The organism is Glutamicibacter sp. Je.9.36 (assembly GCF_051129975.1).
Lineage (GTDB): Bacteria > Actinomycetota > Actinomycetes > Actinomycetales > Micrococcaceae > Glutamicibacter.
In genome coordinates this window covers 203,720-225,487 of the sequence record NZ_JBCPSN010000003.1, presented here as the reverse complement: position 1 = coordinate 225,487, position 21,768 = coordinate 203,720, and the positions used below count along the sequence as shown (strand labels likewise).

At 59.0% G+C, this 21,768-nt stretch carries 20 protein-coding genes and 2 tRNA genes; 14 read left to right on the top strand and 8 right to left on the bottom strand.

The window, feature by feature from the left end:
* Nucleotides 1-3: 3 nt before the first annotated feature.
* Together AAZQ98_RS09345 and AAZQ98_RS09340 are read right to left on the bottom strand one after the other, a co-directional pair.
* Nucleotides 4-1,350: a lysine N(6)-hydroxylase/L-ornithine N(5)-oxygenase family protein gene (locus AAZQ98_RS09345; RefSeq protein WP_434691620.1), complete on the bottom strand. Its 1,347-nt coding sequence runs from the start codon at nucleotides 1,348-1,350 to the stop codon at nucleotides 4-6.
* Complete coding sequence (locus AAZQ98_RS09340; RefSeq protein WP_434691617.1) at nucleotides 1,347-2,840, bottom strand: pyridoxal phosphate-dependent decarboxylase family protein; 1,494 nt, start codon at nucleotides 2,838-2,840, stop codon at nucleotides 1,347-1,349. Before AAZQ98_RS09340 ends, AAZQ98_RS09345 begins: the two co-directional genes overlap by 4 nt.
* Nucleotides 2,841-3,193: 353 nt before the next feature.
* On the opposite strand from AAZQ98_RS09340, the gene AAZQ98_RS09335 reads away from it, so the two are divergent.
* From AAZQ98_RS09335 to AAZQ98_RS09305, 7 genes are all read left to right on the top strand, one after another.
* Nucleotides 3,194-4,447 carry an MFS transporter gene (locus AAZQ98_RS09335; protein ID WP_434691614.1) on the top strand — a complete coding sequence of 418 codons (1,254 nt, stop codon included), beginning with the start codon at nucleotides 3,194-3,196 and terminating at the stop codon, nucleotides 4,445-4,447.
* Nucleotides 4,448-4,489: 42 nt separating this feature from the next.
* A complete protein-coding gene (locus tag AAZQ98_RS09330; protein ID WP_434691612.1) occupies nucleotides 4,490-5,563 on the top strand; it encodes a glycosyltransferase family 4 protein in 1,074 nt (357 codons plus the stop codon).
* 139 nt (nucleotides 5,564-5,702) lie between these two features.
* Nucleotides 5,703-5,778, top strand: a tRNA-Asn gene (locus tag AAZQ98_RS09325).
* Nucleotides 5,779-6,051: 273 nt separating this feature from the next.
* Nucleotides 6,052-6,897 (top strand): phage holin family protein, encoded by an 846-nt coding sequence (locus AAZQ98_RS09320; RefSeq protein ID WP_181149034.1) that lies wholly within the window; start codon nucleotides 6,052-6,054, stop codon nucleotides 6,895-6,897.
* Between the two features lie 86 nt (nucleotides 6,898-6,983).
* Entirely contained in the window at nucleotides 6,984-7,895 is a 912-nt protein-coding gene (locus AAZQ98_RS09315; RefSeq protein WP_105657236.1) for a DMT family transporter, read from the top strand.
* Nucleotides 7,896-7,946: 51 nt separating this feature from the next.
* Nucleotides 7,947-9,134, top strand: coding sequence for a glycosyltransferase (locus AAZQ98_RS09310; protein ID WP_434691609.1), 1,188 nt, complete (start codon nucleotides 7,947-7,949; stop codon nucleotides 9,132-9,134).
* A 99-nt stretch (nucleotides 9,135-9,233) separates the two neighbouring features.
* Nucleotides 9,234-9,310: transfer RNA gene (locus tag AAZQ98_RS09305), tRNA-Ile, on the top strand.
* Between the two features lie 249 nt (nucleotides 9,311-9,559).
* Here the strand turns inward: AAZQ98_RS09305 and AAZQ98_RS09300 are convergent.
* Nucleotides 9,560-10,093 (bottom strand): M23 family metallopeptidase, encoded by a 534-nt coding sequence (locus tag AAZQ98_RS09300; protein WP_434691607.1) that lies wholly within the window; start codon nucleotides 10,091-10,093, stop codon nucleotides 9,560-9,562.
* A gap of 396 nt (nucleotides 10,094-10,489) precedes the next feature.
* Here AAZQ98_RS09300 and rpsB point away from each other — a divergent pair, with 396 nt between their 5' ends.
* From rpsB to AAZQ98_RS09270, 6 genes are all read left to right on the top strand, one after another.
* Nucleotides 10,490-11,341: a 30S ribosomal protein S2 gene (rpsB, locus tag AAZQ98_RS09295; RefSeq protein ID WP_105661810.1), complete on the top strand. Its 852-nt coding sequence runs from the start codon at nucleotides 10,490-10,492 to the stop codon at nucleotides 11,339-11,341.
* Nucleotides 11,342-11,486: 145 nt separating this feature from the next.
* Nucleotides 11,487-12,323: a translation elongation factor Ts gene (tsf, locus tag AAZQ98_RS09290; RefSeq protein ID WP_105657303.1), complete on the top strand. Its 837-nt coding sequence runs from the start codon at nucleotides 11,487-11,489 to the stop codon at nucleotides 12,321-12,323.
* A gap of 204 nt (nucleotides 12,324-12,527) precedes the next feature.
* A complete protein-coding gene (gene pyrH, locus AAZQ98_RS09285) occupies nucleotides 12,528-13,250 on the top strand; it encodes a UMP kinase (RefSeq protein WP_105657240.1) in 723 nt (240 codons plus the stop codon).
* A gap of 78 nt (nucleotides 13,251-13,328) precedes the next feature.
* The gene (frr, locus tag AAZQ98_RS09280; RefSeq protein ID WP_105657241.1) at nucleotides 13,329-13,886 is read left to right on the top strand and encodes a ribosome recycling factor; all 558 of its coding nucleotides are present in this window, start codon (nucleotides 13,329-13,331) and stop codon (nucleotides 13,884-13,886) included.
* Nucleotides 13,886-15,442, top strand: coding sequence for a phosphatidate cytidylyltransferase (locus AAZQ98_RS09275; protein ID WP_434691605.1), 1,557 nt, complete (start codon nucleotides 13,886-13,888; stop codon nucleotides 15,440-15,442). The genes frr and AAZQ98_RS09275 overlap by 1 nt, the downstream gene beginning before the upstream one ends.
* Before the next feature lie 149 nt (nucleotides 15,443-15,591).
* Nucleotides 15,592-16,164: a DivIVA domain-containing protein gene (locus AAZQ98_RS09270; RefSeq protein WP_105657242.1), complete on the top strand. Its 573-nt coding sequence runs from the start codon at nucleotides 15,592-15,594 to the stop codon at nucleotides 16,162-16,164.
* A 104-nt stretch (nucleotides 16,165-16,268) separates the two neighbouring features.
* Here the strand turns inward: AAZQ98_RS09270 and AAZQ98_RS09265 are convergent, their stop codons facing one another.
* Complete coding sequence (locus tag AAZQ98_RS09265; RefSeq protein WP_434691603.1) at nucleotides 16,269-16,772, bottom strand: MarR family winged helix-turn-helix transcriptional regulator; 504 nt, start codon at nucleotides 16,770-16,772, stop codon at nucleotides 16,269-16,271.
* Nucleotides 16,773-16,811: 39 nt separating this feature from the next.
* On the opposite strand from AAZQ98_RS09265, the gene AAZQ98_RS09260 reads away from it, so the two are divergent.
* Nucleotides 16,812-17,762 (top strand): DMT family transporter, encoded by a 951-nt coding sequence (locus AAZQ98_RS09260; protein ID WP_434691601.1) that lies wholly within the window; start codon nucleotides 16,812-16,814, stop codon nucleotides 17,760-17,762.
* Here the strand turns inward: AAZQ98_RS09260 and AAZQ98_RS09255 are convergent.
* From AAZQ98_RS09255 to AAZQ98_RS09240, 4 genes are all read right to left on the bottom strand, one after another.
* Nucleotides 17,759-19,234 carry a cation acetate symporter gene (locus tag AAZQ98_RS09255; RefSeq protein ID WP_388023966.1) on the bottom strand — a complete coding sequence of 492 codons (1,476 nt, stop codon included), beginning with the start codon at nucleotides 19,232-19,234 and terminating at the stop codon, nucleotides 17,759-17,761. The two genes, AAZQ98_RS09260 and AAZQ98_RS09255, sit on opposite strands and share 4 nt — an antisense overlap.
* Nucleotides 19,227-19,526: a hypothetical protein gene (locus tag AAZQ98_RS09250; RefSeq protein ID WP_434691599.1), complete on the bottom strand. Its 300-nt coding sequence runs from the start codon at nucleotides 19,524-19,526 to the stop codon at nucleotides 19,227-19,229. The genes AAZQ98_RS09255 and AAZQ98_RS09250 overlap by 8 nt, the downstream gene beginning before the upstream one ends.
* Before the next feature lie 125 nt (nucleotides 19,527-19,651).
* Nucleotides 19,652-20,368: a LytR/AlgR family response regulator transcription factor gene (locus AAZQ98_RS09245; protein ID WP_105657247.1), complete on the bottom strand. Its 717-nt coding sequence runs from the start codon at nucleotides 20,366-20,368 to the stop codon at nucleotides 19,652-19,654.
* Nucleotides 20,369-20,397: 29 nt separating this feature from the next.
* Entirely contained in the window at nucleotides 20,398-21,579 is a 1,182-nt protein-coding gene (locus AAZQ98_RS09240) for a sensor histidine kinase (protein ID WP_434691597.1), read from the bottom strand.
* Between the last annotated feature and the right edge of the window lie 189 nt (nucleotides 21,580-21,768).

The window sequence follows — 21,768 nt, the reverse complement described above, 5'->3', positions numbered from 1 at the left end:
TCCTTAGGCTCGTGCGCTGGCAGTGGCGGAAGTGGGCAAGCCGCTGAGTTCGGCGGCGCCGAATCGCTGGAAAGCGATCCGTCGCTCGACCGGGTAGACCTCGCGTCCAGCCAAGCGGTTGATAATTACTGAATTGCGGTAGGCTCCCATGCCCAGATCCGGAGCGGTGAAGCCGTGGGTGTGCAGTTCAGCGTTCTGCACGAAGATGTCCTGGTCCAACCCGATGGAATATTCGCGATCTACATTGAAGCGGCCATCGGGAAGGTAATCGATGCGTTGGCTGATGCCTTGCAAGAAGTCCGGAGTGCCTGCGCGGTAGCCGGTTGCCATGACAAGGTGGTCGGTGAGGAATTCCAGGTCTTCTCCGGTGCGTTCATGGCGCAAGCTGATGGCCAGGTGATCCGTGTCAGCGCCGATGCTCGTGGCCGCGCAGCCGGTACGCAGGTGCACATTCGCTGCGCCATTGACGCTTCGCTGGTAGAGCTCCTCGTGGATTTCGTTGATCAATTCCGCGTTGATCCCCTTGTAGAGCCCCTTTTGCTCTGCTGACAGGACATCCCGCTGATCCATGGGCAGGGCATGGAAGTGGTCGATGTATTCCGGAGATGTCATCTCCAAAGTGAGCTTGGTGTATTCCAGCGGGAAGTAGCGTTCTGAACGCGTTGCCCACACCAGATGATCCTCTTCTGGCAAGCTGCGCAGAAGATCCAAGAAGATTTCTGCGGCGCTCTGGCCGCTGCCGAGCACAGCAGTTACTTTCGGGCCGGAACTAGCGGTCCGGGAGGATAGGAGTTTCTCGCGGTGGAAGGCGTAGTCGCTTGAGTGCACCACGTTGCCGGTGGCTTGTGCTTCCGTGGTGAGAACCGGCGGCAGATAAGGCTGGGATCCGGTGCCCAGCACCAATTTGCCTGCGGTGAAGCGGGTCAGTCCTGCGGCAGTGAGCACCGACAACCGGTAGACCCCGTCGTGGTATTCGGCTTCGAGCACCCGGTGCCCGAATCGTACGCTTTGAATATTTTCTGCGGCCCACGCCAGGTAGTTGGAATACTCCTCGCGCAGCGCGTAGAAGTCTTCGCGGATATAGAACGGGTAAAGCCGCTGTTTTTCCTTGAGATAGTTCAAGAACGAATGCTTGCTGGTCGGGTCCGCCATGGTCACCAGATCTGCCATGAAGGGAACCTGGAGATGGGTTCCGGGAAGCATCATGCCAGGGTGCCAGACGAACTTCTCTCCGGCTTCCAGAACTGCAACGTGCAGATCATCCAATCCATCGGCCAAGGCGGCAAAACCCAGATTGAAAGGGCCAGCGCCAATAGCGATGACGTCAAAGTGCTCGGTAGGTTCAATCATTTCTTCTCTCCAAGGGTGCGTTCGGCCAGCAGTCCGGAACCAATCCGGCAGATAGCGTCGAGGATCTCGCTGATATCGGCCAGGGTCGTATTCGGATTGAGCAGCGTCAGTTTCAGCAGGCGTTTGCCTTTGACTGTGGTGGCGGCGATCATCGCTTCGCCGCTGGCATAGAGGCGTTGGCGGATCTGGTTGGCCAGGGCATTGTGCTCGTCCAGTTCCAGTGGGTGCTGTGGATCTTCAAAGGAGAAGACCAGCGTGCTCAGCTGCACGTCGGCTGCCATCCGAAGCTGGGCGCGCATGGCAACTTCCTGTTGAGCGTCTTCTGCCAAGGCGATGACCTGGTCGAACATGGCACCCAACCGGCTGGCCCCCAAAGAGCGCAACGTGACCCACAGCTTCAGCGCATCGAAGCGCCGTGTGGTCTGCAGGGACTTCGACACCTGGTTGGGGGTGGACTCGGCCTCCGCACGCGGGTTCAGGTACTCGGCATAGTGGGCGATGGATTCCATGGAGGCCGCCGAGCGGACCACCAAGGCGCTGGAGCCGATGGGCTGGAAGAAGGACTTGTGGTAATCCACGGTGACCGAGTCGGCCAATTCAATGCCGTCCAGCCGGTGGCGGTGGGAGTTGGAGACGAGCAGGCCGCAACCGTATGCGGCATCCACATGGAACCACGCGCCTACTTCTGTGGCGATAGCACGCAGCTCGGGCAACGGATCGATGGCCCCGAAGTCGGTATTCCCGCTGGTGGCGGAGATGGCCATGGGCACCAAACCGGCAGCGAGGTCTGCGTCCAGGCGCACGCGCAATGCATGCGCATCCATGCGGTGCTGGGCGTCCGTAGGGATCGCCACGGCCGCGTCGTAGCCCAAGCCAAGGAGCATCGCGGCGTTGCGAATCGAGAAGTGCGCATCTTCCGAGCAATAGATCCGCAGATTAGCCAGCCGTTCAGGCAAGCTGCCCCGCAGCTTTGCGGTAGCGGTGTTTCGTGCGATCAGCATGGCCTGAAGGTTGGATTGAGTTCCTCCAGAGGTAAAGATTCCGTCGGCCTGCCCGGTGCCGAAGCCGATCAGATCGGCGGTGAAATCGATGAGCTTGCGCTCGATCAGTGTTGCGCCAGCGCTCTGGTCAAAAGTGTCCATCGAGGTGTTGATGCTCGTGACGAAGTTCTCGGCGACCACCGCAGGGATCACGACGGGGCAGTTCAAGTGCGCCGCGTACTTCGGATCGTGGAAGTAGACCGCGTCGTTGAAATACAACTCATTCAGCTCGGTGAACGAGTCCTGGGTTGAACCCAATGGACTATGCAGGTCGACCAGGTCGATGCGTTCCTGCAACTGCTGCGGAGTCGGTCCGGTCGTCGGCGCGTTCACCGATGCCAATCGGTGGGCCACGAGTGAAATGGCTTCACGCGACTCGTTTTCGTAGACACGGGCGGTGTCTGCGCAGAGCAACGAATCATCGTAGATCGGCAATGGTAGATCAGGCATTTGCAGGGTAGGCAGTGAGGCACCCAAAAGCATGCTCCTCAGATAGAGACTATCAATAGTTGGTCAGGCTCACCTAACAAGAATCTATTAACAACACACTTCAATTAGTTAATGCAAGCCGAGTAATTCACTCTCTCCGCCGGGAGAAAAGTTTCTACATTTTCCTGCGGGTGGCGCCCGACTGTGATAAGTTACCCGCTGACCTGCATCTGAGCGGGGCTGAAGCTGGACCCCTGCGAGGTTGAAGTGGAGAGAACTTCTCGACTTCCAATGTCCCGGAATTATCACTAATCGTTTGATTGCACTTTCAAGCTAGAACTGTATGATCAAACAGTTAGAACAAGGGAGGGCAAGTGGTCACGGCAAGCCCAGGAAAAGTCCAGCGATCCCAGCGTCTGCTCCTCGGATCGAACGCAACGGACGCGGCAGGACGCTCACTTTCTGATATCACGATTGATCTGCTGTTCGTGGGTACCCTTGGCGCAACTGCCATGCAGATGGGAGTGCTCAATGCGCTTGGCTCCCTTTCCTTTGTGCTCGCGAGCATCCCCGCGGGCCATTTGGTCGACAAGTATTCCGCGTTGCGGGTCCTGCGTATCGGTCTCGGGGCCAAGCTTTTCCTGCTGGGGTGCCTAGCGGCACTGTCCTTCGCCGAGGAGCTAACGATCCCGCTGGGAATGCTGTTGTGCGCATTGCTCGGCTTCTGCAATGTTTTTTCCGAAACTTCCCAAACCACTGCCGTTCCGCAGCTCATCGGAGATGAGCCTGAAGTCCGAGCGGCGAGCATCAGCAAGCTGATCGCCTCGCTGGGAGCTGCGGACCAGTCAATGACCGTGATTGTCCCGGCCTTGGCGGGAACCGGCTTCGCGCTGTGGGGAGCGCCAGCGCTGCTGAGCATCTCGGCGGCACTGGGCCTGCTGGCAATGCTGATGGCGTTGCAGGTGCGTTCCTCTCGTCTGTCGCAAGGCCCTGGCCGCCGCCCCGGGCCGTCGACCGAAAAGGGCGGCATCCTGGCTGGCCTCAGGTATCTGGCCCGGCACCGCCTGCTCTTGGCAATTACCGTTGCAGTGATGTTCTCCAACTTGGGGCTGGCCATCGGGTCATCGGTGGAAGCGATCTTCATTATCAACGAGCTCGGCTTTGGCGAATTCGGGTACGGCCTTTTCGCCTCGGTGGGTGGCATTGGCGGGCTAATTGGAGCTGCTATCGCAGGAACGCTGGCTGGAAAATTCGCTCCGGCAACCTTGCTGATCTACACCGGTTCGATGCAGGCAGTTTTGGCGGGCTGCGTATTGGCCGCGGCTTATGCAACCGAAATGTGGTCCATGGTGCTGCTGGGAATTTTCGCGCTGGGATGGGGAATCGTCGTGCTGCTCTTCAATATTGCTGCCTCGTCCTGGATTGTGCAGATCGTTCCGGAGCAGCTGCTGGGCAGGGTCCTAAGCGCACGCCGGTTATTCACCTTTGGAGTAGTTCCCGTTGGCGGATTGGCGGGCGGCGCATTGGCCAGCGCGTGGGGGATTACCGCTGGACTGCTTGCCTGGGTCGTTGCCGCAACCCTCTCAGTTATTAGCTACCTAGTGATGCGCGGCCCCGCAAGCCGTTAGGCTGGAAAGCATACGCACCACGAAGTAAAGGCAACCGCGCACGTGAAACTAGTTATCGACGCTCGATACACCCGCATCACCCACCATGATGGCATTAGCCGGTATACCGCCGGGTTGATCGAGGCCGCCAGCAAGCTTGCCGAGGTCACGATGCTGGTCAACGACACCAGGCAGCTGGCAATGCTCCCCGATGTTCCGTATCTGAAGATTTCCGGGCCCACGAGCGTGCTCGAGCCATTCGTCGCCCTGCAGGTCAACAAGCTCAAGCCTGATGTCGTGTTCTCGCCGATGCAGACCATCGGATCGTTGGGGCGGAAATATCCCTTGGTCTTGACCTTGCATGATTTGATCTACTACTCGCATCCGCATGCACCGAAGTTCCTGCCTGCTCCGATTCGCGCTGGATGGTACTTGTTCCATCAGGTCTACTGGCCGCAGCGGATGCTCCTGAATCGTGCCGACGCGGTGGCTACCGTTTCCAACACCACAGCCGAACTCATGCGCAGGCATCGACTGACCAAGAAGCATATTGGACTGGTGTCCAACGCTCCCACCGGAAATTTTGCTCGTCGAGACCAAGCGAAGCGCCCAAAGAAGACCTTGGTCTATATGGGTTCCTTCATGGAATACAAGAACGTCGAGACACTCATCCGCGGTATGGCGCACCTGCCGGACTATGAGCTGCACCTGCTAAGCGGGATCAACGAGCAACGTCATGCTGAATTATCCAAGCTCATCCCCTCGCAATCCACAGTGGTATTCCACCGCGGTGTCAGCGATGAGGAATACGAGCAGCTGCTCAGCGAATGCACTGCCCTGGTAACCCTTTCGCGAGAAGAAGGCTACGGGCTTCCCCTGGTCGAAGCGATGAGCATGGGAACTCCGGTGATTGCCACCGATATGCCGATTTTCAGGGAAGTCGCGGATGACGCCGCGCTGTATGCTTCGGCAGATGATGCACAAGGCTTCGCGGACCAAGTACGCACTTTGGATGAGCAGGCTACCTGGAGACAGTATTCGCAACGCGCCGTGGAACGAGCCGGGCACTACTCATGGGAACAATCAGCCCAGCAGCTGCTGGAGTTGGCCAGATATGCGGCAGATCACAGAAAATAGTTTGCTGCTGCCTGGTGGATAAGCATCCGGTCTCGCCCGGAAAATGGCGGAAATTCGGGGCAGGGAACGCATGCTCCGCAACGGGAACTTCCGATTTGAAAACCGCACTTGGCCAGTGCTAAAGTATTACTCGTTGCATTCCTCCATAGCTCAATTGGCAGAGCATTCGACTGTTAATCGAAGGGTTACTGGTTCAAGTCCAGTTGGAGGAGCCAAAGAAACCTCCCAGCTCCGCAAGTAGCTGGGAGGTTTTGTTTTACCCAAAAGCGGTCGTTGCCATGCGCAAATTCAAAGCGAAAACCCAGCAACACCCGAACCACCTATAACCACAGGTGATTAGACGATAGACTTTCGAATCGTTAACAGTTACACCCACAGCATGAGATAAATGCAGTGGGTTTTACGCCTGAAGACTGAGTCGTATGCGGCAACCGGGGTGTTAGCGTTTGATGTACCGGTTGCTGAGCGATCGAGAATATGGAGAAACCATGTCTGAAGCTGAATCGACGCAAGCTGACGAAAGCCTTAAGTCGAGTGTCAAGAGTGCTAAGACGCAGGTTGATGGACTCAAGGAGCTTGTTCCACAACAGCTCTCGGACGAGATCAAACTCGCGACTACGGTACTCAAAGGCAAGGGAATCAGCATTGGCATGGCGGCGGCGCTCGCCGGAGCTGCACTGCTCGTAGTGCTGCTCTTCGTCATTGCTGTTGTCGTTACCCTGGTCAATGTATTGGCTCTCTGGTTGCCCGGTTGGGCAGCCGCATTGATCGTTGCAGGATTCTTCTTGCTGGTTGCTGCCATCTTGGGATTGGTTGGATATGCCAAGGTCAAGAAGGCACTGCCGCTGAAACCGGAAGCAGCTATTCGCGGACTCCGCCACGACTTGGGCGTGCTCAAGGACGGCAGCGCCTTCGATGTCAGCACTCTCGATGAGCCGCTGAAGAAGAAGTCGGCTGAGGATGACGAGAAGGCTGAAAAGAAGAAGGAACCGAAGCCTCCGGCACCGAGTGCCGATGAGCTGATCCTTCGCACCAAGCGTCGCCGCCGCCAGATCCAGGCTCTGCGTGACAACCTGGGCGAGAGCGTGCAAGCGCCACTGGCCAAGATCGACAAGATTCGTTCCTTCACCCAGGGAGCTGGGGAAAAGTTCTCCGGAGCAGCTGCCAAGGCGAAGGGATTCGTTCGCCCTTCCTCGTCTTCGTCGTCCGAAGACCAATCGGAGGCTGACAGAGCCGGCTCAAACCGCTTAGAGCAGGCACGACCGTATATCGTGATGGCAGGTTCCGGGCTGGCGCTGATGGCTGTAGTCCGCGCATTGTTCAAGCGCTCCTAGGTCTTTCGCCGACGGGGCCAGGCATTAGCCGTACCAAGCGTTCGCGTGCCCCGTCGTATGAAAACTTAGGCTAGAAAGGCACTGACATGGTTTGGATCGCTATTGCAGCGGCACTATGCAGTGCCTTTTGTCTTGCCTTTGGAGCGCACTTCCAATCGCAGGCAGTCCGCAGTGCTGTTGGCGGTCTGGACCTGACAATTAAGAATGTCGGGAAGCTGGCCCGCAACAAACGCTGGATGAGCGGACTGGGGCTGATGGCTCTTGGCATGGCCTTGAATGTTTTCGCGCTAGCCAGCGCGCCCTTGACGGTGGTGCAGCCAATTGGTGCCATTGCATTGGTGATCACTGCGATGGTCAATGCCAAGGAAACCGACCTGACGATGAATCGTCCCACCGTTTTGGCGATCATCAGCTGCATGGTGGGTTCGGTTGGCTTCGTGCTTCTGGCCGTCACTGCCACTAGCAGCAACCAGGAAGTAAACGACTACGAAGCGCACTTGATTGAAATGATCTTGGCGGTAGTCGTTGCCATCGTGGGATTGGCCACCATCTTCTTCCACAAGAAGCTCGGTGCGTTCTTCTTCATCCTCGGTGCTGGCGTCCTATTCGGATTCGTCGCCGTACTGGTTCGAACCATTGCAATCGCCGTGATGAATATCGGCGACGGCAGCTTTGTCCAGCTGCCTTGGCTGGCTGGCCTAGCGGTAGTTGTAGCTGGCCTTCTCGGCTCGTATTTTGTGCAAAAAGCCTACTCAAAGGGACCTCCTGACCTTGTCATCGCAGGGTTGACGGTGATTGACCCAATAATTGGCATTGCCATTGGAATCGGCATCCTCGGGGAGCTGCGTCCTGATGTTCCGGTACTGGTCACCGTGCTGATGCTGGTGGCTGCTGGTTTGGCTATCGTCGGTGTGACCGCACTGTCCAGACATCACCCGGATGTTATTGAACGCCGGAACCAGTCTGAAGCAGAAAAATCCATGCCTGATTCCAAATAGACTAAAGCTGCAGATTTTAATAGAAACTACAACGCGTGTGAACGCCGAAGGATGCTCGTGGCCAAGGAAAAACCGCTGACCATCGTCATTGCTGCTGACACTTATCCGCCAGACGTCAACGGTGCAGCGATGTTTTGCTACCGGTTGGCTACTGCGATGCATGCACGCGGCCACCGGGTGCATGTGCTGGCGGCCCGTGGAGATAAGGGCAAGACCTACACCGAGATCCGTGATGAAGCAATTGTGCATCGTCTGGAATCGCATTCGGTACCTACCCACGAGTACTTCCGCATCGTGTTCCCGTGGGAGGTCAATCGGCAGATCAGCAAGCTGCTCTCGGATATCAAGCCCGATGTAGTCCACGCCCAGAGCCACTATATGATTGGCCAGCGCACGATCGGATGGGCTCGCAAGAACAAGGTTCGTTCCATCGCCACGAACCACTTCATGCCGGAAAACCTTGACCCATTCCTGCCTTTCCCGCAGTGGTTCAAGCGAATTGTCGCGCAGAATTCGTGGAGAGACATGGGGAAGATCTTTGGGCGGGCAGACGCCGTCACGACCCCGACTCCACTGGCGGCCAAGGCAATGCGTGAGCGTGCCAAACTGAACCGGGTGCTTCCGCTGTCTAACGGGATCGAGATCGGCAACTACGAGCTGGCGGCAGGGGAAGAAATCATTAAAAACGAGTTCCCCACGATCTTGTTCGCAGGCCGTCTTGCCGTTGAGAAGAACATCAATGAACTCATCGAGGCATTGCCTTTAATGAGCCAGGTGCCGGATGCCATCATTGAAATTGTTGGCGGGGGAGAGCAACGCGCTCACTTGGAGAAGATCGCCGACGAATTGCAGCTGCGAGACCGTGTCCGTTTCCTTGGGCATGTAACTGATGAACAACTGCGCCAGGCCTACCTGCGTTGCGATGTGTTCTGCCAACCAGGCACCGCCGAACTGCAGTCATTGGTAACCCTGGAAGCTCTCTCGGCTTCCAAACCCGTCGTTCTGGCCAACGCGATGGCCCTGCCGCACCTAGTAGACGAAGGCATCAATGGTTACATGTTCACGCCGGGAGACCGGCAGGATCTGGCCAACAAGCTAGACCAGGTTCTGGTCCTGGATGAGCAGCGCCGTGCCAAGATGGGTGAAGCCGGGCATGAAAAGGTGAAGAACCACGCGCAGGAAAAGACGATGAACTCCTTCGAAGCCCTTTACCGCGGCCACGAAGTTTCCACCCATTAATAGGTTCATCGTCATCGGGTGCGTCAAATCGGTGTTTCGGCTAGTGATGCCCTAGAATATTTCGAGTGTGGTTACACCGCTTCGGCGATGGGCCCATGTGGGGAGTTAGCTCAGTTGGTTAGAGCAGGGGACTCATAATCCCTTGGTCATGGGTTCAAGTCCCATACTCCCTACCAAACAAGATCGTCCAGCAGCTTATGCAAAAAAGTTGCTGGACGATTTTTCGTTCCGGGGTCTGGAAACTGGAAGAAGCCAGTTCCCGGCCCATTGCGCGGTACCCACTTGCAACTCTCATGGCATCCAAGGAACAGGCTGCACGACTGGGCACGATCTCGCCAGGGGCTAGAACACGCAGAGGATCCGGTCTGCAAGACCCGCGACAGTAACCACAGCCCTTCATGGTGCAACGCCGGGAGCCTTCACGGTCATTCGTGCAGCGGCAAGAGAATTGATGGACGCATGTCGCGGATCAGCAACACCGGGTCAATATATTCGCCTTCGAGCCGCACGCCCCAGTGAATGCATCGGCCCGAGCAGTGCGCCCCGGTTGCTACCTGTCCCACCTTCGCGCCAGCCTCGACCCAATCGCCCACCGAGACTCCGGCGGCTACCGGTTCGATGCTGGTCTTGAATCCGGAACCGTGGTCGATGACCAGCACGGGTCGATCCACGATCACTGAAGCGTAGGCGACTTGGCCGCGCTGGGGCGCGAAGACCGAGTCTCCGGAGCTGGCAGCCAAATCCACGCCGCGATGACCGGGAAGCCAATTCTCCTCCGGCCTATCGAAGGGCTCCAGAATTTCCGGTTCGCCAGCTAGCGGCCAACGCCAGCCGTTGCCGGCGGCGAGTGCAGCTTGTGCTTGGACCGGTTGTGGCGCCGCAGTCAGGGGCGAGGCCGGAGGACCACTGAAGGCCAGCAGCAAAACCTGCAGCCCGGCGACTAGATACTTGGATTTCATCCTCTCAGGATGGACCCAATAGCCGGATCTTGAGCAGTTGGAAGAGCGAATTGTGGGCAAGCGAATGGGCTGCAGATCACCGATATCGCCGTGTAAAGCGTTGAGTTCTCTGTAGTACACTTGAAACAGCAGTGTCCTGTCACAGGTGTGTCCAAAACTGGGTGCGTCGGGCAGGGGATTGACTTCGCGTATGAGTATCCACAGCTTCATGAGCTGTGGCCTGAGGTTCCAGTGGTCCGAGAGAATCGGTGGACCGAAGGCGAGATGCCAAGCATCTATCGGTATTCATGCTAGGGCGGATATCCACAATGGCTATCTGCATCAACCCGAACAAACAAGAGCAGTTACCGCGGGCGCTTGCGCGCCCGGTCCGCCACTGCTGAAAGGAGTTGCGACATGCCAGTCGTAACCATGCGAGAGCTGCTTGACAGCGGCGTCCACTTCGGCCACCAGACCCGTCGCTGGAACCCGAAGATGAAGCGCTTCATTTTCACCGAGCGCAACGGCATCTACATCATCGACCTGCAGCAGTCGCTGTCGTTCATCGACCGCGCTTACGAGTTCGTCAAGCAGACCGTTGCCCACGGCGGCACCGTACTGTTCGTCGGTACCAAGAAGCAGGCTCAGGAATCGATCGCCGAGCAGGCTAACCGCGTTGGCCAGCCATACGTGAACCAGCGTTGGCTCGGCGGTATGCTGACCAACTTCCAGACCGTCTCCAAGCGCGTTCAGCGCATGAAGGAACTGGAAGAGATCAACTTCGAGGACGTTGCTGGCTCCGGTCACACCAAGAAGGAACTGCTGCTGCTGAAGCGCGAGCTGACCAAGCTGCAGAACAACCTCGGTGGTATCCGTAACCTGACCCGCACCCCTTCCGCTATCTGGATCGTTGACACCAAGAAGGAACACTTGGCTATCGACGAAGCACAGAAGCTGGGCATCCCAGTTGTGGCCATCCTGGACACCAACTGCGATCCGGACGAAGTTACCTACCCAATCCCAGGCAACGACGACGCAATCCGCTCCGTCAACCTGCTGACCCGCGTTGTTGCTGACGCTGTGGCCGAAGGCCTCATCGCCAAGAACAACAAGGCTGCCGGCAAGACCGAGGGTGCTGCTGAGCCAATGGCTGAGTGGGAGCGCGAGCTGCTTGAGGGCGAGAAGGCCAAGGCCGAAGCTCCAGCTGCAGAAGCTGCAACTGAAGCACCAGCTGCAGACGATGCAACTGAGGCACCAGAAGCCAAGTAGTCACCTCGGTGACTCCAGAAGTTTGCCTGGGCGCACTAGCGTGTAGCTCGGGGTGAACTTCACCAAGTCTTGTGGGACGGGCCGGAAATCCGACCCGTCCCATAAGCAAAATAAACTTGAAACTCCTAGCTGAATGGGATTGCACGTGGCAAACTACACCGCTGCTGATATCAAGGCACTGCGCGAGCGCACTGGCGCCGGCATGATGGACGTTAAGAAGGCACTGGACGAGGCTAACGGCGACGCCGAGAAGGCCATCGAGATCATCCGCGTCAAGGGCCTGAAGGGCGCTACCAAGCGCGAAGGCCGTTCGACCGCTGAAGGCCTGGTTGCTGCCAAGGTTGAAGGCAACGTCGGCGTCATGATCGAGATCAACTGCGAGACCGACTTCGTTGCCAAGAACGAGAAGTTCATCGCACTGGCCAACAAGGTCCTGGATGCCGCTGTGGCTTCCGGTGCTGCAGATGCAGAAGCACTGCTGGCTTACGAGCTGGACGGCAAGACCGTTGGCGACATCGTTATCGAAGAGGGCGCAATCCTCGGCGAGAAGGTTGTTGTACGCCGTGTTGCACGCATCGAGGGTGCCAAGGTTGCTTCGTACCTGCACAAGACCAGCAAGGACCTGCCAGCTCAGGTTGGCGTTCTGATGGCTGTTGACGCTGACAGCGAAGCTGCCGCAACCGTCGCACACGACGTTGCTGTCCACACCGCTGCAATGGCTCCTACCTTCCTGTCCCGCGAGGAGGTTCCAGCTGACAAGGTTGCCGACGAGCGCCGCATCGCAGACGAAACCGCTCGCGCGGAGGGCAAGCCAGAAGCTGCACTCACCAAGATCGTTGAAGGCCGCCTGACCGGTTTCTTCAAGGAAATCGTCTTGGTTGACCAGGCTTTCGCCAAGGACGCAAAGAAGTCCGTAGGCAAGGTCTTCGAAGAAGCTGGCACCAAGCCAGTTGCCTTCGCACGCTTCCGCGTTGGTGCCTAAGCTTTTACAGCTCTAAGCATTAGCCGTACGCATTAAGCGAACCGCGTTCAGGGCAACCTGAGTGCACAAGATCAAAGGGAGGTGAGCACCGAGAGAAAACTCGGTGACTCGCCTCCCTTTTCTTGAGCCCGGATCTCACGATAGCTTGGGATCTGGGAAGTAGTACCCCCAGCTTGATTCCGACCTCCAGGAGTAAGACACCTCATGCCAAGCACCCCAGAAACCAAACGACGCCGCGTACTGCTCAAGCTCTCCGGTGAAGTATTCGGCGGCGGCAAGATCGGCGTTGACCCGGATACCGTTCGCGGCATCGCCAAGCAGATCGCTGAAACCGTAGGCGAAGTAGAGGTCGCAATCGTGGTTGGCGGCGGCAATTTCTTCCGCGGCGCAGAACTCTCGGCCTCCGGCATGGACCGCTCGCGCGCAGACTACATGGGCATGCTTGGCACCGTCATGAACTGCCTGGCACTGCAGGACTTCCTGGAACAATGCGGCGTCGAAACCCGCGTCCAGTCGGCCATCGCCATGGCCCAGGTCGCAGAGAACTACATCCCACGCCGTGCCATCCGCCACATGGAAAAGGACCGCGTTGTCATCTTCGGCGCGGGCGCAGGCCTGCCGTACTTCTCCACCGACACCGTGGCCGCGCAGCGTGCCCTGGAAGTCGATGCTGACGAAGTTCTGATGGCCAAGTCGGGCGTCGATGGCGTGTACACCGCGGATCCGAAGAAGGATCCGACCGCCAAGAAGCTGGAGACCTTGACCTACAGCGACGCGCTGGTCAACGACATCCGCGTGATGGACCAGACCGCCATGACCATGTGCCAGGACAACAAGCTCAATATGCTGGTCTTCGGCATGGAAGGCGAAGGAAACGTGGCCGCGGCAATTCGCGGCGAGCGGATTGGCACCACCGTCACCGTCTAATCGGTGATCGTGGCTTAGGATTGAAGTAGATTTAATTTCCCGTAGCGGAAACACAGATGAAGTACTTGAGGAGTACCGGTGATTGACGAAACGCTGGCGGAAACCGCCGAAAAGATGGAACGCACCATTGAGGCCGCCAAGGAGGACTTCGCGACGATCCGTACCGGTCGCGCCCACCCAGGCATGTACTCGAAGGTCATGGTGGACTACTACGGTTCCCCGACCCCACTGCAGCAGTTGGCTTCCTTCGCAGTGCCAGAAGCACGCACCATCACCATCACCCCATTCGATGTGACCGCTATGCGCGCAATCGAAAAGGCTCTGGGCGATCCAGAAGTTGGGGCAAACCCATCTTCGGACGGAAAGATGATCCGCGTTGTCCTTCCAGTGCTGACCGAAGAACGCCGCAAGGAATACGTCAAGCTGGCCAAGGCCAAGGGCGAGGACGCCCGCGTTGCGCTGCGTAATCACCGCCGCAAGGCCAAGGACTCCATCGACAAGTTGGTCAAGGATGGCGAAATTGGCGAGGACGAGGGCACCCGTGCAGAAAAGGACCTCGACGCGCTGACCAAGAAGCACGTTGACGCAGTTGACGAGATCTTGAAGAAAAAAGAAGCAGAGCTGCTGGAAGTCTAATGCCAGGCTCGACAGACAACACTGAGGGCAACGCTTCGGCGGTGCCCTCAGTGGCATCCGGAGAATCCCAGCCCCTGACCCGACGTGAAGCTCGTGCCCAGCGCGAGGCTGCCGCCAAGGGGAAAAAACGCGGTTTCATGAAGAACCGCGCGGCCAGGGAAACTCCAGAACCTGCCACTGGAATCCAAGAAACGGTCGCGACTGAACCGGCCAATCCGGTAGCTGCTCCAATGGCCACGCCAGCACCGGCACCAGCCGTGGAGCAAGTTGCCGGCACCGATGGCGCTTTGCCGACCCCTCAGCCAGGGGCTGGCGCGAACCCGGCAGCCGAGACTTCCCCCAGCAAGGATGCAGCCGCTACGGCTGATACCGGGCAAGCGAAAGAGCGTGCCAAGGCAGCCTTCAAGGCCGATACGTCCAAGCCAGTGACGGCTCCGGGGCCGGTCGCTGCCCAGCAGGCCGGACCAGCCGAGGAACCGGCTGAGCCCGTGGAATCGGCGGAACCCGGCAAAGCCAAGATCTTAGCGGCCCCAGCTGCCCAGGGTGGTAAGCCAGCGAAGGGCGAAGCGACCAAACCGGACGCCGAATCAGCGGCGCAGAATCCAGCGCCTGCCGAGGGCAAGGTGCCTGCTCCACCGGTTTCCGACTCCACGGACCTGGCCGAGACCGGCCAGCCCGACGCGGCAGAAGCAGACATCCCTGCCGAACTGCTGGTAGGAACCCCGGAGCCGAAGAAATCGCGCGCAGGACGCAACCTGCCCGCGGCAATCGGCGTAGGCTTGCTGATGCTCGGCGTCGTCCTCGTTGGCCTGATGTGGTCGCAGCCGTTGCTGGTCATCGCGCTGATTGCGCTCAGCGGCATTGGCTGCTGGGAAGTTGCGAGAGCTACTACTCACGCCAAAACCGCGGTGCCTCAATTGCCGTTGTACCTGTCCTCGGTCTTGCTGCCGGTCAGTGCCATCTGGGGTGGGGTGGAAGCCCTTGGATTCAGCTACATTGCCTGTATCCTCATCGCTTTGCTCTTCCGGCTCATGGAAGGACTCAAGGGTGCTGTGGCCTCGGTGATGAGCAGCGTGTTCATCATCAGCTGGGTGCCGCTGCTGCTTTCCTTCGCCCTGCTGATTCTTGATTCCGAGAATGGCCAATGGCTCATTGCCACGCTTTTGCTGCTCGCGGTCGCCAACGACACCTTCGGCTACATCGTGGGTGTGCTAATAGGCAAGCATCCGATGGCGCCAAAGATTTCTCCGAAAAAGTCCTGGGAGGGCTTCGCCGGATCAATGATCGGTTCGATGGCTATTGGTGCTTGCGCAATGCACTTCTGGCTGGAAATGCCATGGTGGACGGGCGTCATCTTGGCGTTCTTCACCACCATTGCCGCGACCACTGGCGACTTCGCGGAATCCATGGTCAAACGTGAACTGGGCATCAAGGACATGAGCAACTTGCTGCCGGGCCATGGCGGAATCATGGATCGCTTGGACTCGATATTGTTTGTCATTCCTCTGGGCTACGTGATTTCGCATGTGCTGGCCTGGAGCGTCGAAGTCTTCTGACCGGTCCCGCCAGCGGGTGTGATCCTCTACTGGAATACACTGGCTGGTGTGGCCATTAAGCCAACTATTGGCCCAAGCCAATAGAATATGAGGGGTATCGCCTTACCGGGGTACCCAACTGATATCTCTCTAGAGAAAAAGGAACTGTCGTGTCGCAGCAGCAAGATGCTCCGTTTTCCCGCGTACCGGACTCGGAATTCGGCTACAACGCAAAGCAAGTTGATGCATTCCTGAGCCGTGCCCGCGCCACCTTCAACGGTGGAGGAAACGACGACAGTGTGGTCACCAGCCACCTGATCCGCCGCACCACTTTTGCGCCGCAGAAGGGCGGGTACCAGGCCCGCGAAGTCGATGGTGCGCTGGACCGCTTGGAAGATGTCTTTGCCAAGCGCGAGCGCGACGACTTGATTGCCCATCAGGGCGAGGAGGTCTGGCTGCAGCAGGTAGGCCGCCTGGCCGCGATCCTGCGTGGCCGCCTGCACCGTGCCAAGGGTGAGCGTTTCCGTCGCCCCTCGCGTTCCAACGCGTCGAGCTACAACATCGAAGACGTCGATCGCCTATGCGATCAGCTCATCGACTATTTCGAGAACGACGTGCCCATGGCCGTTGACACCGTACGCCGCGTGGAATTCCGCTCTTCACAGGGAACCGATGGCTACGAGGAATCGCAGGTCGATGCATTCCTTGACCGCGTGGTCGAGCTGATGGCTTCGATCGACTAGCAGCTGCCTCCAGCGCAAACGCATTGCCGCGCAGGGCAGTGGGAAATTCTTCCCGCTGCCCTGCGCGGCTTTTTGCATTCTTGGCGACGCGCTGGCCGATATGGCTAGGGCCGGGCTGGTTCATAGTGGGCCAACCAGTTTCGCAGCATTTCTTCGAGCACAGGACGATCAGCGGGGGACAGCTGGTCCACGAGGCGCTTTTCGTTGCGCATGTGGGCGGTAAACGCTTCATCGATTTTCTTCTTGCCGCTAGCCGTCAAGGAGATGCGGCGCCCACGCCGGTCATCACCGGATAGCGCGCGGGTGACCCAGCCGTTGCTGACCAGCTTGTCGAGCCGCTTGGTCATGGCTCCGGTGGTCACCATCGTCTGCTGTGCCAGCTCGCCGGGGGCCAGGGAGTGGGGTTCTCCTGCCCGCCGCAAGGCCGCGAGCACATCGAATTCGGCTTCGGTCAGCCCATGCTCTGCATAAACCGTGCAGAGCTCCTCGGTCAGGTGATTAGCCAAGCGATGCAGCCGGCCGATGATTCCCTGGGGAGCTGGGTCGAGATCCGGCCGTTGTTCTGCCCACTGCTGTTGAATGCGCGATACGTGGTCGTTTTGCTCCATGCCTTTATTATATCTTCCAAGGAAGCTAAAGTATCTTCCATGGAAGATACTTTGAATTCCGCGGGGCACCGGCTTCGAACGCTGGGCTGGGTAGCACTGACCGCGATAGCCCCGATCGCTTGGGGCTCCAATTACTATGTCACCAAGGAATTTCTTCCCGACGGCTCAGCACTCTGGGGTGCGGCGATCCGCGCATTGCCGGCGGGCTTGGTATTGCTGGGGCTAGCCAGGAAACTCCCGCACGGCAGCTGGTGGTGGAAATCCGCGGTTCTGGGAGTGCTGAATATCGGTGCCTTCTTTGCCCTGATCTACGTGGTGGCGCAACTGCTTCCATCGGGTGTCGCTGCTACGACCATGGCGATTTCTGCCGGTGTGCTCATGCTGTTCGCATGGCTATTGCTCGGTGAGCGTCCTGCACCTTGGCCTTTGGTTGGGGCCCTCTTGGGCTTCGTCGGCGTGGGCATCATGGTATTCGATGCACAGGCCGGCATCGATATCCTGGGGATCGCCTTGTCGCTGGTAGCAATGGTCCTGTCCAGTGCCGGGTTCATCTTGACCAAGCGATGGTCTGAAGGGATGCCGATTATCCGTGTCACCGCGTGGCAGCTGGTGGCCGGAGGGGCAGTACTGGTCCCGTGCGCGCTGTTCGTGCATGGAGCACCCCCGGAGCTTGACCTCCAGGCGATGGCGGGCTTCGGCTATGTCAGCCTCATTGCCACCGCGGCTGCCTATCTTGCCTGGTTCACCGGGCTGCGTCATCTCCCTGCATCGTCAGTTGGCCTCATTGGCCTGCTCAATCCAGTGACAGGGGTCCTGCTGGGAACATTGCTGGCAGCGGAAAGCCTCGGACTCCAAAGCCTGATCGGAATGGGCTTGGTTCTCGGCGGAGTCCTTCTGGGGCTGGCCAAGGGATCCCGGCGCAGATCAGCTTCGGCACGCGAAGCATCTGGCCGCGACGCGCCCGCCGGAGAATCCGTGGAGACTGGCTAGAACTTCGCCCGCCAGTCCGGGACATGGAGCAACGCCATGACGCGTTCAACGTTGGCGGGCACGCTCCGCTTGGTGCTGCGCGATACGAAGATCATCACCATGAAGGCCAAGGGAACGCTCCACGCCGCAGGCTGGCGCAAGAGGTGGATCCAGATCTCATCTTCCTGGGGCAGGAAGGCGCCGGTCATCAAGGCCAGCCCGCAGGAGATGCCGCCAGCCAGCAGGCCGGCAACAGCACCTCGTGCGGTCAGCGAACGCCACCAGATGCCCAAGAGCAGCAGCGGGCAGATGGTGGATGCAGTGAAGGCGAAGACGTTGCCAATGGCGCCCGCCAAGGCCAATGAATTGGTCACCACCGCGACCAGGACGGGCAGGGCGGTGGCCAGCACGGTAGAGATCCTGAAGCCACGCACGGTACCCGAGAAGAATTCCTGGGACAGCGCACCAGCCAGGGATACCACCAAACCGGAGGTGGTGGAGAGGAAAGCTGCGAATGCGCCACCGACGACAATTGCGGTCAAGGCATCGCCCAGGAATCCGTCGAAGAGGCGTCCGGGCAAGAGCAGGATGGTGGCATCGGTTTCATTGGTGGCACCGAGCTCCGGGGTGTAAAGCAAGCCCAGCACGCCCAAAGTCGTCGGCAAGAGGTAGAACGCGGAGAGCAGGCACAGCACAATCACCGTGGTGGTACGCGCAGCCTGGCCTGTGGGGTTCGTGTAGAAGCGCACCAGCACATGCGGCAACCCCAGGGTGCCGAAGAGCAATGCCAAGATGATGGATACCGTCTCGTAGAGGTTCATCGCGTTCACGGACTCCAGCTGCGCATACAGCGCCTGGGCATGCCCGGATGCCGAATGCTCGGGGATGGCCCGCCCCAGCAGGAAGATCGTGGGAATAACCAAGGCCGCCAGCTTGAACCAGTACTGGAAGGCCTGGACGAAGGTCACCGAGCGCATCCCGCCGGACAGCACCGTCACGCAGACAACCGCGGCGACAATGACCGGACCGGCCCAACTCGGGAATCCGGTAGCGATGGATAGGGTCAGGGCTGCTCCGTGCATTTGCGGAACGATATAGAGCCAGCAGATCACCACCACCAGATAGGTGGTGATTTTCCGCAGCATCGGCGAGCCTTCGAAACGGATCTGCGCGAAATCGGGAATGGTGTATGCCCGGGAACGTCGCAGGGGAGCGGCAACAAACAGGAGCAGCATCAAGTAGCCTGCGGTGTAGCCGATGGGGAACCACAAACCTGATTGCCCCGAGAGCACAATCAGCCCGGCAACGCCCAAGAACGAAGCCGCCGACAGATATTCGCCGCCAATCGCAGAGGCATTCCACCACGGGCGCACGGTGCGTGAAGCTACGTAGAAGTCGGAAGTTGTACGGGACAGGCGCAAGCCGTGGAAGGCAATCAGCATGGTGGTGAGGCAAACGATCACCAGGGAGGAAACGGACAGCAAGCTAGCCACGGCTGATGCTCCGATACCGTTCTTCATTGCGTCCCGCGGCCCTGTTGTAGAGCATTCCGGCCACGATGATCAGTGGATACATGCCGATGCCCAAAACCCACCATGGCAGGGGCAGGCCCAGCAGGTGGATGTCCTCGAAGACCGGCCAAAAGACGAGCAATGCACTGATGCCTACCAGCATCGCCAGCAGGCCCGCCGCCACGGCGCAGGCCAGCCGCAGCTGGGAGCGGATCAGCTGGCGGACATAGAATTCTTCTGCTGTGTGCTCGGGACGGTGGAGCGAGACAGTCAAGGATGCATCCTGCGGAGCCTGGACACGCACGCGTTTTGGACGCTGCTCAGCGAACCGTCCGGGCATGAGGGGCTCTCGCCGGCTGTTGTCTTGGGGAAGTCGCTCCACGGAAGGCCAGCAGCTTCCTACAGCGGGCGGACGCGGTTGGCAGCCAAGCGTTCGCGCAGGTATGGCAACGCGCGACGCGAAATCGGAAGTTCGGTGCTGTTGACCAGCACAGCGGCCTTGCCGGTCTGCAAGCGAACGGTTTCGATCTTATCCATGCACACCAGGTAGGAACGGTGGATCCGAACGAAACCGGACTCGCCCCACTGCTGTTCCAGATCATTGAGCGGAACCCGGATGAGATAGCTCGAATCCTTGGTATGCAGCCGGGCATAGTCTCCCTGGGCTTGCACGTAGGCGATATCCGCCCGAGGGATCAGCTTGGTGATGCCTCCCTGGTCCACCGTGATCATTTCCGGCTTGGCAGGGGTCTCCTCGACCAGCTCGCAGATGCGGCGAACGGATTCGGCCAGGCGCTGCGGGCGAATGGGCTTGAGCACATAGTCGATGGCGGCCAACTCGAATGCTTGCAGCGCTTGATCTTCATCGGCGGTGACAAAAACAATCAGTGGGGGATTGGTGAAGCGGGAGATGACGCGGGCAATGTCCAGGCCTGACAAAGCCGGCATGTGGATGTCGAGGAAAAGTGCGTCGACAGTATTTTCCTCCAGCGCCTTCAGCGCCGCGGCACCAGAGGTGGCGCGGTGAATTTTCCCGATGCGGGAATCCTGGCTGAGCAGAAAAGCGATTTCTTCTACCGCTGGAAGTTCATCATCGGCGACCACCACGTTAATCATGCGAAAATTCTACCGTTTATTGGATTTTTCTATGCATCCGAGTTGATCGTGTTGGGCGGACGGAACTTCGGGACACGCAAAGTGATCAGCGTTCCGGCCCCCGGCGCGGTCTCCACCACCAGTCCATTGGAATTGCCGTAGAGCTGGCGCATGCGCAGGTCGACGTTGCGCAGGCCTACGTGCATATTCGGGGTATCGCCAGCTAGCACACTGGACAGCTGCTCGGGATCCATGCCCATGCCGTCATCTTCCACGCTGATGACCGCGTGCATTCCGTCTTCGGTCGCCGTGATGGAGATGACTCCGCCATCTGGCCGGGCTTCGAGTCCATGGCGTACCGCGTTTTCAACCAGCGGCTGCAAAGCCAGGAAGGGAATTTGCGTGGGCAGCACCTCGGGAGCGATCTGCAAGGAGACCTTGATGCGCTCACCGAAACGGGCCTTTTCCAGCAACAGGTAGCGGTCAATCGCTTCCAGTTCTTCGGCCAGGGTGGTGAATTCACCGCGGCGGCGGAAAGAGTACCGGGTGAAGTCGGCGAATTCTATGACCAGCTCACGGGCTCGAGCGGGATCCGTATTGATGAACGAGGCGATCGCATTCAGTGAGTTGTAGATGAAGTGCGGGGAGATCTGAGCGCGCAAGGCACGCATCTGCGCTTCGAGCAGCATGGCCTTGGATTCATCGAGCTGGGCGGTGGACACCTGCGCGGATACAAAGACCGCCACCTCGGAAACTGCCCGAACGAAGCTGGCGCCGGCCCTGCGTGATAGCGCGGTCACCGTTCCCACGCTTTGATCTCCTACGGTGATCGGCGCGGAAACGAAGTCCATGCCGGAGGAACGTTCGACCTGGGTTTTGCCGGTTGCCAGCGCGCTTTTGGAAACCTTGGAGGCTGCTTCTTCGAGTTCCGCGGTGAAATCGGCCCCTGCATCGGTGGCCAGCACATGGGTGGTGTCGCTGATCAGCAATACCTGGCAGTTCAAGAGCCTGCGCAGCGCCTTGGCGCTTTTGGCCGCCCCGTCCTCAGTCAGGCCGCGCTCCAAATGGGGAACCGCAACGGACATGTGGTGCAACGTCTTGTAGGTGGCTTCCTCGACGTCGGTACCCATTTCCGTAGTGGAGCGGGAAATCCTGAAACCGATGTAGCCGACAAGAGCGATTCCGACCATCGCAATGGCGACGATCAGGGTGACTTGCAGCGCTGGAGACATGTATCCCATCTTAGGGCCCTGCCCGAACTGCCGACCGTTCAGCGCGCCACGCTGTGCCGTTGGGCGCAGAAAGCAGTCCGTTGAGCCACGAGCTGTGCAGGCCCCCTAGTCGCCAACGGGTTTATCGCCAATAGTGAACTTAGTCACAAAACCGATGTGCGCCCAGTCACATCATCAACTCGCTCAAGG

Coding starts and splice junctions, on each gene's coding strand:
- AAZQ98_RS09260 (WP_434691601.1), top strand. CDS start 16,812: ATGGAAGATACTTTGAATTCCGCGGGGCACCGGCTTCGAACGCTGGGC.
- AAZQ98_RS09310 (WP_434691609.1), top strand. CDS start 7,947: ATGCTCGTGGCCAAGGAAAAACCGCTGACCATCGTCATTGCTGCTGAC.
- AAZQ98_RS09240 (WP_434691597.1), bottom strand. CDS start 21,579: ATGTCTCCAGCGCTGCAAGTCACCCTGATCGTCGCCATTGCGATGGTC.
- AAZQ98_RS09340 (WP_434691617.1), bottom strand. CDS start 2,840: ATGCCTGATCTACCATTGCCGATCTACGATGATTCGTTGCTCTGCGCA.
- AAZQ98_RS09320 (WP_181149034.1), top strand. CDS start 6,052: ATGTCTGAAGCTGAATCGACGCAAGCTGACGAAAGCCTTAAGTCGAGT.
- AAZQ98_RS09275 (WP_434691605.1), top strand. CDS start 13,886: ATGCCAGGCTCGACAGACAACACTGAGGGCAACGCTTCGGCGGTGCCC.
- AAZQ98_RS09345 (WP_434691620.1), bottom strand. CDS start 1,350: ATGATTGAACCTACCGAGCACTTTGACGTCATCGCTATTGGCGCTGGC.
- AAZQ98_RS09300 (WP_434691607.1), bottom strand. CDS start 10,093: ATGAAATCCAAGTATCTAGTCGCCGGGCTGCAGGTTTTGCTGCTGGCC.
- AAZQ98_RS09245 (WP_105657247.1), bottom strand. CDS start 20,368: ATGATTAACGTGGTGGTCGCCGATGATGAACTTCCAGCGGTAGAAGAA.
- rpsB (WP_105661810.1), top strand. CDS start 10,490: ATGCCAGTCGTAACCATGCGAGAGCTGCTTGACAGCGGCGTCCACTTC.
- AAZQ98_RS09265 (WP_434691603.1), bottom strand. CDS start 16,772: ATGGAGCAAAACGACCACGTATCGCGCATTCAACAGCAGTGGGCAGAA.
- pyrH (WP_105657240.1), top strand. CDS start 12,528: ATGCCAAGCACCCCAGAAACCAAACGACGCCGCGTACTGCTCAAGCTC.
- AAZQ98_RS09315 (WP_105657236.1), top strand. CDS start 6,984: ATGGTTTGGATCGCTATTGCAGCGGCACTATGCAGTGCCTTTTGTCTT.